The organism is Cryobacterium sp. M15, assembly GCF_002929675.1.
Classification (GTDB): Bacteria; Actinomycetota; Actinomycetes; order Actinomycetales; family Microbacteriaceae; genus Cryobacterium; species Cryobacterium lyxosi.
On sequence record NZ_PJJW01000030.1, the window covers coordinates 93,163 to 104,707 of the forward strand.

9 protein-coding genes are annotated in these 11,545 nt (G+C 65.8%); 3 read left to right on the forward strand and 6 right to left on the reverse strand.

What is annotated here, in order from left to right; all coding sequences use genetic code 11:
* Positions 1-113 precede the first annotated feature (113 nt).
* Positions 114-1,367: an FAD-binding protein gene (locus CXY83_RS03665; protein ID WP_104196038.1), complete on the reverse strand. Its 1,254-nt coding sequence runs from the start codon at positions 1,365-1,367 to the stop codon at positions 114-116.
* Between the two features lie 196 nt (positions 1,368-1,563).
* On the opposite strand from CXY83_RS03665, the gene xylA reads away from it, so the two are divergent.
* Positions 1,564-2,769 (forward strand): xylose isomerase, encoded by a 1,206-nt coding sequence (xylA, locus tag CXY83_RS03670; protein ID WP_104196039.1) that lies wholly within the window; start codon positions 1,564-1,566, stop codon positions 2,767-2,769.
* Positions 2,770-3,021: 252 nt separating this feature from the next.
* Here the strand turns inward: xylA and CXY83_RS03675 are convergent, their stop codons facing one another.
* Both CXY83_RS03675 and CXY83_RS03680 read right to left on the reverse strand, forming a co-directional pair.
* Positions 3,022-4,218 carry an ROK family transcriptional regulator gene (locus CXY83_RS03675; protein WP_199184869.1) on the reverse strand — a complete coding sequence of 399 codons (1,197 nt, stop codon included), beginning with the start codon at positions 4,216-4,218 and terminating at the stop codon, positions 3,022-3,024.
* A gap of 110 nt (positions 4,219-4,328) precedes the next feature.
* Positions 4,329-5,321, reverse strand: coding sequence for an IS1595 family transposase (locus CXY83_RS03680; protein WP_158251822.1), 993 nt, complete (start codon positions 5,319-5,321; stop codon positions 4,329-4,331).
* A gap of 290 nt (positions 5,322-5,611) precedes the next feature.
* Here CXY83_RS03680 and CXY83_RS03685 point away from each other — a divergent pair, with 290 nt between their 5' ends.
* Both CXY83_RS03685 and CXY83_RS03690 read left to right on the forward strand, forming a co-directional pair.
* Positions 5,612-7,732 (forward strand): PQQ-dependent sugar dehydrogenase, encoded by a 2,121-nt coding sequence (locus CXY83_RS03685; RefSeq protein WP_199184870.1) that lies wholly within the window; start codon positions 5,612-5,614, stop codon positions 7,730-7,732.
* Between the two features lie 38 nt (positions 7,733-7,770).
* Complete coding sequence (locus CXY83_RS03690) at positions 7,771-8,745, forward strand: sugar phosphate isomerase/epimerase (RefSeq protein ID WP_104196042.1); 975 nt, start codon at positions 7,771-7,773, stop codon at positions 8,743-8,745.
* Between the two features lie 78 nt (positions 8,746-8,823).
* Here CXY83_RS03690 and CXY83_RS03695 read toward each other — a convergent pair whose 3' ends face one another.
* The 3 genes from CXY83_RS03695 to CXY83_RS03705 form a co-directional block, all read right to left on the reverse strand.
* Entirely contained in the window at positions 8,824-10,242 is a 1,419-nt protein-coding gene (locus CXY83_RS03695) for an alkaline phosphatase family protein (RefSeq protein WP_104196043.1), read from the reverse strand.
* The gene (locus CXY83_RS03700; RefSeq protein ID WP_104196044.1) at positions 10,239-11,108 is read right to left on the reverse strand and encodes a TatD family hydrolase; all 870 of its coding nucleotides are present in this window, start codon (positions 11,106-11,108) and stop codon (positions 10,239-10,241) included. The genes CXY83_RS03695 and CXY83_RS03700 overlap by 4 nt, the downstream gene beginning before the upstream one ends.
* Before the next feature lie 9 nt (positions 11,109-11,117).
* A partial coding sequence (locus CXY83_RS03705; protein WP_199184871.1) for an EboA domain-containing protein occupies positions 11,118-11,545 on the reverse strand: 428 nt, incomplete at its 5' end.

Sequence of the window (11,545 nt, forward strand, 5' to 3'; positions counted from 1 at the left end):
CCGGCTGCGATCGGACCAATCACGTCCTTCACTATGAGGGGTTCCGAGTGCGTGGATCCATGTAGTCTGCGGAATCGTGTTTTCGTGAATTGGCCACGCTCGCAGACGCGCGATCAGCCCCCGAACACCGTTCGCTCCAGAAAGTCGTTACGAAACTTGCCCGTCGGGTCGAGCCGATCAGCAAGGGCTCGAAAATCGTCGAGCCGGGGGAAGCTGGCCGCGAGCGTCTCGGCATCCGTCTGAAAGAGCTTGCCCCAGTGCGGCCGAACGGCAAACGGGGCCAGTGCTGCTTCGAGCGCTGGCAGCAGCGCTTCAACGGCGGCCTGCTCGGGCTTCCAGGTGAAGTGCAGTGCCACGCCGGCCCGTTCGAAGTTCGGGCTGAGCCAGAGGTCGTCGGCCGCGATGCTGCGAATCTCGCTGACCAGCAGCAGCGGCGCGATCCGGTCGGAGAGAGTGCGCATCGCCTCGATTGCTGCGACGGCATGCTCGCGCGGCACGTGGTATTCGCTCTGCAACTCCTCGCCATTGCTCGGGGTGAAGGCCAGGCGAAAGTGCGCGAGTCGCTCCGACCACGGCCCGGCGACGCCGAGCTGCTCCGTGCAGTTGACCGCTGAAATACCGGGCAGCGGATGCCGCCCCAGAGTCGCCGCCGTTCCCCCGAAGAACTCGCCCGCGCCCGTAAAGTCGCCGCCGCGGCTTTTCACCCAGGCCTGATCCACATTTTCGCCGAGCCAGTTGGTGAACAGGCTCACGCTGTAGGCGCTGCCCATCACGGCATCGAAATGCTGCAGCACCGCGCTCCACGGCAGGTTCTCGTAGACGAACTGTTGCACCTCAAACGTCGGCTGAATATCGAGCGTGACCCGGGTGACGATGCCGAGGGCGCCGAGCGCCACCACCATGCCGGCGAAGTCGGGAGTCGACCGATCAACCCGCAGCAGCTCCCCGGAGCCCGTGACGATCTCCAGGGCCGACACCGCGGTTGCGAGGCTGCCGTTGTAGTCGCCCGAGCCGTGCGTGCCGGTAGCGATAGCACCGGCCACGCTGATATGCGGCAACGACGCGAGGTTGTGCAGGGCGTAGCCCTGCCGCTGCAGCTCGACGGCGAGCGTGCCGTAGGTCGTGCCGCCGGAAACCTCGACGCTCAGCCGGGTCGGGTCGATGAAAATGGCATCGTCGACGCGGTCGAGTGCGACCAGCATGCCGGGGGAATCCGCGATCGCATTGAAGGAGTGGCGCGAACCGAGGGCACGCACCCGGGTGGCCGCGGCGACGAGTTGCTGCACCTCGTCGATGCTCTTCGGGTGCGCGACGGGTGCCGCGTAGCGGTAGTTACCGGCCCAATTGCGTTCGCTTACCTGGTTCATTCGAACCACCTCATCGTATTTGGTGTTCAGGACAACATACCAGTCCAGTCAGGTCACCTTGGCACCATTGCACTCGAATTCTGGAGCTGCGTGGCTGCGGCGAATTCAATGTCCGGCTATTGACGACTTCATCCATCCCCGGTATATGTTTGAGTAATCAACAAATCATCGACGAAGCTGAATCGGAAGCAGTGATATGACCCTGAGTGACGTGAGCCTGACCCCCACCCGCGACGACAAGTTCTCCTTCGGCCTCTGGACCGTCGGCTATAACGGCAGTGATCCGTTCGGTGGCCCGACGCGTCCCAAGCTCGACGTCGTCGATGCCGTCACCAACCTGGCCGAGCTCGGTGCCTACGGCCTGACTTTTCACGACGACGACCTGTTCGACTTCGGCTCGACGGATGCCGCGCGCCAGTCCCAGATCGACCGCCTCAAGCAGGCGCTCGCCGACACCGGCCTGATCGTGCCGATGGTCACCACCAACCTGTTCAGCGCACCGGTCTTCAAGGACGGCGGCTTCACCTCCAACGACCGCGCGGTCCGCCGGTTCGCCCTCCGCAAGGTGCTCCGCAACATCGACCTTGCTGCCGAGCTCGGCGCCAAGACCTTCGTCATGTGGGGCGGCCGCGAGGGCGCCGAGTATGACGCGGCCAAGGACATCCGTTCGGCGCTCGAGCGGTACCGCGAAGCCGTGAACCTGCTCGGTGACTACGTCACCGACAAGGGCTACGACATCCGCTTCGCCATTGAGCCCAAGCCCAACGAACCGCGCGGCGATATTCTGCTGCCGACGGTCGGCCACGCGATGGCGTTCATTGAAACCCTCGAGCGTCCCGAAATGGTCGGAGTGAACCCCGAGGTCGGGCACGAGCAGATGGCGGGGCTCAACTTCGCCGCCGGCATCGCCCAGGCGCTGTACCAGGGCAAGCTGTTCCACATCGACCTCAACGGTCAGCGCGGCATCAAGTATGACCAGGACCTCGTCTTCGGCCACGGCGACCTGCAGAACGCCTTCGCGCTCGTCGACCTGCTCGAAAACGGCGGCCCGAGCGGCGGCCAGGCCTATACCGGGCCGCGCCACTTCGACTACAAGCCGAGCCGTACCGAAGACGTCGCGGGGGTGTGGACGTCGGCCGCGGCCAACATGCGCACCTACCTGCTGCTCAAGCAGCGCGCGGCGGCGTTCCGCGCCGATCCCGAGGTGCAGGCGGCCCTCGCCGCGTCGAAGGTGCCTGACCTGTCGAACAACACCCTCGCATCCGGCGAAAGCTACGACGACCTGCTCGCCGACCGCAGTGCCTACGAAGACTTCGACACCGACGCGTACTTCGGTGGCAAGGGCTTCGGCTTCGTGCATCTGCAGCAGCTCGCCCTCGAACACCTGCTCGGCGCGCGCTAGCCCCACCGCACCCAAGCAGCTCATTCAGGCGATCCGCACGCATTCACCCCGCCCAGCCCCGAAAAATCGGGGCTGGGCAGCACTGGCACCCCCACTTTCCTGAATCAGCCGCCTGCGCGGCGCATAACTCCTGCAAATCGGCGACAGACCGCCCAGTCACCCGCGCGAATACGCGGAAGTCGGTCGGTGGTCGCTCATATTGCAGGAGTTATGCCTCGTGACCCCTGCACGGGACGGGTCAGAACGCTGGCGTCAGAGGGCGAGTGACACGACCATGGCCTCGATGCGCTCGGGCGAGAGCGCGTGGTGGATGGCCAGCATGCTCGCACCCAGGATGGCGGCATTGGGCCCGGCGCTGGACTGGGTAATCTGCAGGTGCTGGGTAGCGAGCGGGTTGGAGCGCGAGTAAACGATCTCCCGCACGCCCGCGATCAGGTGTTCGCCGGCCTGTGCCATCGACCCGCCGAGCACGATGACCGAGGGATTGATCAGGTTGACACACATGGTGAGCACCTCCCCCATATCCCGTCCGGCCTGACGCACGGCCCGAATAGCCTCGAGGTTGCCCTGCTTCACGAGGTCGACCACGTGCTGGCTCGTTGTCACCGGCAGCCCCTGGGCGACCAGCAATCGCGTGAGCGCCGCCCCGGAGGCCACGGCTTCGAGGCAGCCATCATTGCCGCAGCGGCACGGCACGCCCACGCCGCGGGCGATCTGCACGTGCCCGAGGTCGCCGGCAATGCCCTGCGCGCCGCGCTGCAGGTAGCCGCCCGAGATGACGCCGGCGCCAATGCCGGTGGCGACCTTCATGAAGATGAGGTGGTCCGTGCCCGACCAGGCGAATTCTCGTTCGCCGAGCGCCATGAGGTTCACGTCGTTGTCGACGAGCACGGGAACCTGAAAGTGCTGTTGCAGCCAGCCGGGAACATCGAAGCGGTCCCAGCCCGGCATGATCGGCGGGTTGATCGGCCGGCCGCTGGTGTGCTCAACCGGGCCGGGCAGGCCCACGCCGATCGCGAGCAGGTCGGCCGTTGACCGCCTGCTGTCGCTGAACAGTCGCGCACCGGCCTCGATGACCCAGTTCAACACGATCTCGGGCCCGTCCGAGATTTCCAGAAAGGTCGAGTCCTGCACGAGGCTTCTTCCACCCAGGTCGCTCAGGGCGATCCGAATATGGCTCGCGCCGATGTCCACGGCCAGCACGAACTTGTTGCCCGATTGCAGGGCAAACTGCGATGAGGGTCGGCCACCAGTGGAGGTGGCGTTGCCGGCCGGGCCGACGAGACCGAGGCGCGTGAGCGCGTCGACGCGCAGGGCAACGGTGGAGCGGGCCAGTCCGGAGAGGTCGGCTAGTTCCGTGCGCGTTCGCGGCTGACCATCGCGCAACACCTGAAAAAGGTCACTCGCGCCGGCCGGACCGAGGGCGTTGACGTGACTTATGTCGACCATCAGGCAATTCAATCATACTAATCATTCGAACTTCGATACTTTCCGAGCGGATGCCGCCGCGGCGGCCTCGCAGGTCACCGCAGCACTACGACGGCTCCGTTCACCGCGGGTCAGCGCCAGGGCAGCGCCGGGGACCCCGATCGGGGTGCCGGGTACGGCACGCCGGCCGCTGGCCGGGTGCGCCCTGTCTTCAGCAGCGACTGGTAGGTCACCGGCTGTCCGGCCACGGCGTACCCCAACAGGGCGTGGAAAAGCTGACCGCGACTAGTGGAGTGACGGCGATTAAACCGAAACACCCACTCGTCGACGTAGGCGGGCAAGTGCTCGGCGCTGACGGCGCCCTGCCGCGGCCCCATCAACCAGTGATTCGCCTGGAACACCACCCGGCGCACGGCGGGAAGCACCTCGCGAGTGGCGAAACCCGGCGCCACGGTCGGTCGGGCCAGGTGCAGGTACCGGTCCCGAATGAGCGCCGGAAAGGCCGACCAGTCGTGGGTCACGACGCGGCTGCCGGGCTCGATGGAATCCAGCATGAAGGCGGCCAGCTGCGCGGTCCCGGCGCTCGGGATTCGCGCTACATGGGTACGACCCAGACCGTCGGCACCTACTTCGACAGCAACCGCGAACAGCACACGGCCCAGGGAACCGCGACCGGGGACCGACCCGCCAAGGTAGGACACGTCGACCTCCACGTTGCCGCGCAGGCGTTCCCGGCCCGGTTGCACCATGACCGAACGGAAGCGGTGCAGCATGGCCCAGGCGGTCTGCAACGAGCCGAGCTCGGACTCCCGGTGCAGCTGGGTCGCCGACAGCCCGGCCTTGCTGTTCACGAGCAGCCACGCGGCGCTGAACCACACCATGAGCTCGGTGCGGGTGCCGTGAAAAATAGTTCCAGCCGTCACGGAAATTCGTTTGCCGCAGCCCGCGCACCGCCATCGCTGGTGCGCCTCCCGCCAGCCGTGCTGGTGCGCACAGTTCGGGCACTGGAATCCGTGCGGCCATCGCAACCAGTCGAGATAGTCGAGGCACTTCCACTGTTCATCGAACCACAGGCGCAGGTCGGCATACGAGTTCGGGTAGGCAGGTTGTGCCGGCTTTGGCATACCCCCCACACTAGGGCACCCAACGCGAAACCCCATGAGGTCAAAAATAAGGGGGTTTGTAGTTCGGTGCCGTCGGGTGTTCCCCCGGTGCAGCCTCCCGAGCCGGACATGAATTTCTGTGACGGCACCGAGCGGTAAATAGATGCTGGTTCTTCCGGTTATTCAAACACCGAAGTATTCCCATACCGTGGCGACACCGGCCCGCTCACCTGAGAGTTGCGCCCTGATCTCAACGAGGAGAACCAGATATGCGAACGAAGCACGGACTTCGACTGACTGCAGGGGCGGCGATGGCCACCCTTGTAGTCGCTGCCCTCACCGCGACGCCGGCACTAGCGGCCCCGGGGGACCAAGCGCCCCCGGGTACACCCGGCACCCCCACCCCGGCAGCTCCCGCGGACTCGAGCTTTCAGAAGGTCACCCTCGACGCCACGCCGGGCGAGCCGCTCGACCTGGCTGTGCTGCCCAATAACGACGTGCTGCACACCACCCGCGCCGGTGACATCTGGCTCAACGACGCGCAAACCGGACTCAACACCCTCGCCGCGTCACTCGAGGTGTACCAGCACGACGAAGAGGGGCTGCAGAGCATCGCCCTGGACCCGAAGTTCGGCACGACAGGAAATAACTGGATCTACCTGTACTACTCCGCACCGCTGAATACTCCGGTCGACGACCCCGCAACCGTTGGCGTGAACGAGGGCGACGCCCCGATCACCGGCTCGGCGCAGGACTTCGCCCCGTTCAAGGGATCGATCACCCTGTCGCGGTTCCAGTTCGACGGTGCCGTCTTCGACCTTGCGAGCGAGCAGAAGATCCTCGATGTCGACGTGGATCGCGGCATCTGCTGCCACGTGGGCGGAGACATCGTCTTCGACGCGGCCGGCAACCTCTACCTCTCCACCGGCGACGATTCGAACCCGTTCTCCTCCGACGGCTTCGTACCGATCGACGAGCGAATTGAGAGCAATCCCGCATTCGACGCCCAGCGCAGTGCAGCCAACACGAATGACCTGCGCGGCAAGATTCTGCGCATCACCCCGGGTGCCGAGGGCGGCTACACGATACCAAACGGCAACCTGTTCGCCCCGGGCACCGATCTCACCCGCCCGGAAATCTACGTGATGGGCATGCGCAACCCGTTCCGCATCGAGCTCAACCAGAAGACCGGCGAGCTGTACGTTGGCGACTACTCCCCGGATTCCCGGACCGCCGATCCCCTGCGCGGCCCGGCCGGTACTGGCAAGTGGACGAGTATCACCGAAGCGGCAAACTACGGCTGGCCATACTGCGCCACCGCCGAGCTGCCGTATGTGGACTTCGACTTCGCCACCGGCGTCTCCGGCGAAACATTTGACTGCGCAGCTCCCGTGAACGACTCGCCACGCAACACCGGCCTGCGGGAGTTGCCTCCCGTTGCCCAGCCCGAAGTTTGGTACGGCTACGGGTTGTCCGCCGAGTTCCCGGAGCTCGAGACCGGTGGTATCGGTCCGATGGCCGGCCCCGCGTATGACTTCGACAAAAAGGCGTCGAAGGGTAAGGCATCCGTTGCCTGGCCCGAGTACTACGACGGCATGTCGATGATGTACGAGTGGACTCGCGACTACATCAAGGGTATGACCCTCACCGACGGTGAGCTGACGAAGATCGAAGCCGTCGTGGATTCGATCATCGTCGACAACCCGATCGACATGGAGTTCGGCCCCAACGGCGCACTCTACGTTCTCGAATACGGCGACGGGTACTTCGCGCAGAACCCCGACGCGCAGCTCTCGCGCATCGACTTCGTCGGCGAAATGGGCAACCGCTCGCCCCTCCCTATGGCCTCGGCCACGCCGACCACTGGCGCCTCACCGCTCACCGTGGAGTTCTCCAGTGCAGGCACCACCGATCCCGAAGGCGACAAGCTCAGCTACGCCTGGGACTTCGAGTCCGACGGGGTCGTCGACTCCCTCGAGCAGCACCCCACCCATACCTACGAGACGGATGGCGCCTTCACGGCTTCACTGCAGGTGACGGATTCCGGTGGCAAGGATCGAGGACGCTACGCCTCAGCAGAGGTGGAGATCGAGGTGGGCAACCAGGCTCCGGTCGTGACCTTCGTCACCCCCGCAGTGGGCCAGGACTTCCAATTCGGCGACACGGTGGCCTACGAAGTCCTGGTCACCGATGACCAGCCGGTGGACTGCTCGCTCGTGACCGTGACCTACATTCTGGGCCACGACTCGCACGGCCACCCGATCACCACCGCAGGCGGCTGCTCGGGAACCATCACCACCACGGTCCCCTCCGGCCACAACCCGGAGACCGATGACCTGTCCGGGGTCTTCAACGCCTCATACACGGATGCCGGCGGCGACTCCTCAGGACCGCTCACCGGCAGCGCCGAGGTTGCGCTGCGCTCGAACTAGTTCTGCCTCAGAAAAAACTACCCACGAAAGGTACTCACATGTGTTTTGGATTTGACGGAGCGAACGAACTCAACAAATCGCTCGACGGCAGGAAGAATCTCAACCGCCGCAACTTTTTGCGCGGCGCACTGACGGCGGGAGCGGGTGCCGGCCTCGCCGTCGCCGGCGCAAGCTCGGCCATGGCGGCCCCGGGCCTGAGCTCTGCCACAGCGGGCCCGGGAGGCAAGCCGGGTCAGGGGCGCAAGGTTCCGCCGGGGCTGATCAGCATCCAGCTGTACACGCTTCGGTCGATCATGAGGGGCGACGGCGTTGATGCTACCTTCGAAGCGCTCGCGGACTACGGGTATACCAAGGTAGAACTTGCCGGTCTTTACGGCCGCACCCCGGCGGCCATGCGCGCCTACCTCGACGAACTCGGCATCACGCCGAGCTCAAGCCACGACGGTATCAGCAGCTCGCCGGCGGCGTTGCAGTCCAAGATCGCCGGCGCAGTGACGCTGGGGCAGACATACCTGAATGTTCCCTATTTGGCCTCGAGCGTGGCCGACGACTGGCGCCTGTGGGCTGACCAGATGAACGCCGAGGCATCCGTTGCCCAGGCTGCGGGGATCAAGTACGGGTACCACAACCACGCCCACGAGTTCACGACCGACCTCGGTGGCGGGCTCACCCCGTGGGACATCTTAACGACCCGGCTCGACCCGAAACTCGTGCACCTCGAGGTGGACCTGTATTGGGCCGTGACGGGTGGTGTCGGTGTCGGAGCTGCTGACCCGGTGCAGTTCGCGATCGACGTGATCAAGGATGCCCCGCAGAAGGTGCTCGAATACCACGTGAAGGACCGCGATGTGGCCGGTGGATTCGCCGACCTCGGCACCGGCACGATCGACTTCGCCCGCATCTTCGACGCCCACCCGGTGAAGCTGTATGCGGTCGAGAACGACCAGCCTGACGTGACCCCGCTGCAGAGCGCAGAAGTGGGTTACAACTACCTGCGGAACGTGCGCTTCTAGCCGCCACACACGACAACGGCGCCCCTGCGAGGGGGCGCCGTTGTCGTGTGTGCTCGGCGTTAATACGTGCTCGGTGGGTCAGCCGTTCACCGGGGCGCCCTGTTTCAGGCCGGCGAGCTGCAGGAGAAGGTCACGCACCTCGGTGGCGGCGATGCTGCCCCTGGCGGCCGCCGGGTCGGAGCAGAGCAGCACGGGACCGTCGGCAGCACGCTCCGGCAGGCGCCCGTGAGAACCGCGTACGCAGGAGGGATCCAGCGGCACGACGTCCATGGCGTAGCGCAACCCCACCTTCTTTTTTGCGAGGTTACGGGCGGCGCGCAGTTTGACGAAACGGTCGTCGGGGTCGAAAAACAGTTCGGCGGGGTCGTAGCCGGGCTTCTTGTGAATCTCCACTCCCCGCGCGAAGTCGGGCGCCAGGGCGTCGTCGAGCCAGTAATAGTAGGTGAACCAGGCCTGTTTCTGCGCGATGGCCACGAGCTCGCCGCTCCGCTCGTGGTCGAGGCCGTAGCGGGCCTGTCCTTCAGTGTCGAGTACCTCATCCACGCCCGGCAGCGCTTCGAGCAGCACGCGCACGCGCGGCACATCGGCGACGTCCTGCACGTAGACGTGCGCGAGCTGGTGGTCGGCGACCGCGAAGGCGCGGGAAGTCCAGGGGTCGAGCAGCTCACCGCTCGCATTGGTGTGCACCTCGAGCAGGCCTTCGCGGCGCAGCATGCGGTTCACGTCGACCGGCTGGTCGACGTTCGTGATGCCGTATTCGCTGAGTACCACGATGGTCACGCCGAGCCGGGTGGCGTCGTCGAGCAGCGGCGCCAGCACCGAGTCGAGTTCGCGCGCAGCTTCTACGGAACGCGGGTCGTCGGGGCCGAAGCGTTGCAGGTCGTAGTCGAGGTGCGGCACGTAGACGAGGGTGAGGTCGTGGTCGGGCAGCACGTGGCGGGCCGCGCCCACGATCCAGCGCGAGGAGGCCAGGCCCGCGGTCGGCCCCCAGTAAGTGAAGAGTGGAAACGCTCCGAGCTTGGCCACGAGTGCGTCGTGCAGTTCGGGTGGACGGATGTAGGCATCCGGGCTCTTGCGTCCGTCGGCGTGATAGACGGGGCGCGGGGTGATCGTGACGTCGGTTGTGGCGCCCATGGCGTACCACCAGCACACGTTCGCCACCCGGTAGCCGGGATTCGTGCGGCGGGCCGTCTCCCAGACCTTCTCGCCACCGACCAGCCGATTGTGCTGGCGCCAGAGGTTGACCTCACCGATATCGCGCAGGTACCAGCCGTTGCCCACGATCCCGTGTTCGGCCGGCGTGAGCCCGGTGAGAAAGGTGGACTGCGCCGAGCACGTCACGGCTGGCAGTACAGTGCCGAGCTCGGCCGAAAAGCCGCTGGCCGCGACGCCCTGCAGGTGCGGCATCACCATGAGCAGCCGCGGGGTGAGCCCGGCGACATCGATGACGAGCACCGGAGTGGGCCCGTTCGGCGTCTCGGCTGGAGGGCTGGTCATGCGCGGGCGCCCCGCATGATGGAGTTGCCGGCGAATTCGGCCGGCACCGCAGCATCCGTGGTGTCGCTTTGTTCATCGAGGTCGAGGCGACCACTCTGACCGAAGAACTCCACCGGATTGCGCCAGAGGATGCGGTCGACGTCATCGTCGTCGAAACCGGCGGCGAGCATGGCCTCACCCGTGCGGCGCGTGGTGAGGGGGTCGCTGCGCCCCCAGTCGGCGGCCGAGTTGACGAGCACGCGGTCGAGTCCTACGTCTTTCAGCACGGCGACCATGCGGGTGGGATCCATCTTGGTGTCGGGGTAGATACTGAAGCCCATCCAGCAGCCGGAATCGACGACCTCGTGCACGGTGACCTCGTTGAGGTGGTCGACGACGACCATGCCGGGTGCAATGCCACTCTCCCGCACCACATCGAGGGTGCGGCGGGTGCCGGCAACCTTGTCGCGATGCGGGGTGTGCACGAGCGCGGGGAGTTCGTGGGCCACGGCGAGCGCGAGCTGGGCGGCGAAGGCACGGTCTTCCTGCGGGGTCATCGAGTCATACCCGAGTTCGCCGACGGCAACGACGCCGTCTTTCTCGAGGTAGCGCGGCAAGATGTCGAGCACGCCGGCCAGGCGCGGGTCACCGGCCTCCTTGGGGTTGAGCCCGATCGTGCAGAAGTGGCGGATACCGAACTGGCTGGCTCGGAACGGTTCCCAGCCGACAAGAGCGTCGAAGTAATCGATGAACGACGCGACACTCGACCGCGGCTGGCCGAGCCAGAAGGCCGGCTCGACGACCGCGCGCACCCCCGCCGCGTACATGGCCTCGTAGTCGGTGGTCGTGCGGGAACTCATGTGAATGTGCGGGTCCATGATGCGCATGTGTGGTCCTTATTCCTTATGGATGTGGTTGGCGGTCAGCAGTTCGCTGAGCAGGGCCATCGGGAGGTCCGTACGGTCCAGGCACTCGGGAAACGCGGCGACCACGGCGGCGATATCGGCGGGAATATCGCGACCGGCTGCGTTGCGTTCGTGGGCGAGGTCGACGAGCATCCGGGCGAGTTCGGCATCCTGGCGTGTGGTGAGATTCGCGATCACGAGCAAGGGAATACCCATGAAGACGCACTTGACGACGGCGTGGCGGTACGCCTCGAGGCCGAGGTGGTGCGCGCCATACGGTTGCAGGGCAGCGGCGATCAGGCGCACATCATTGGTACGGAGCGCGTCTTCGACGAGTGTCAGGAGTTTCGAACCGATGCCAGTGCCAGTGCCAGTGCCAGTGCCAGTGCCAGTGCCAGTGCCAGTGCCAGTGCCAGTGC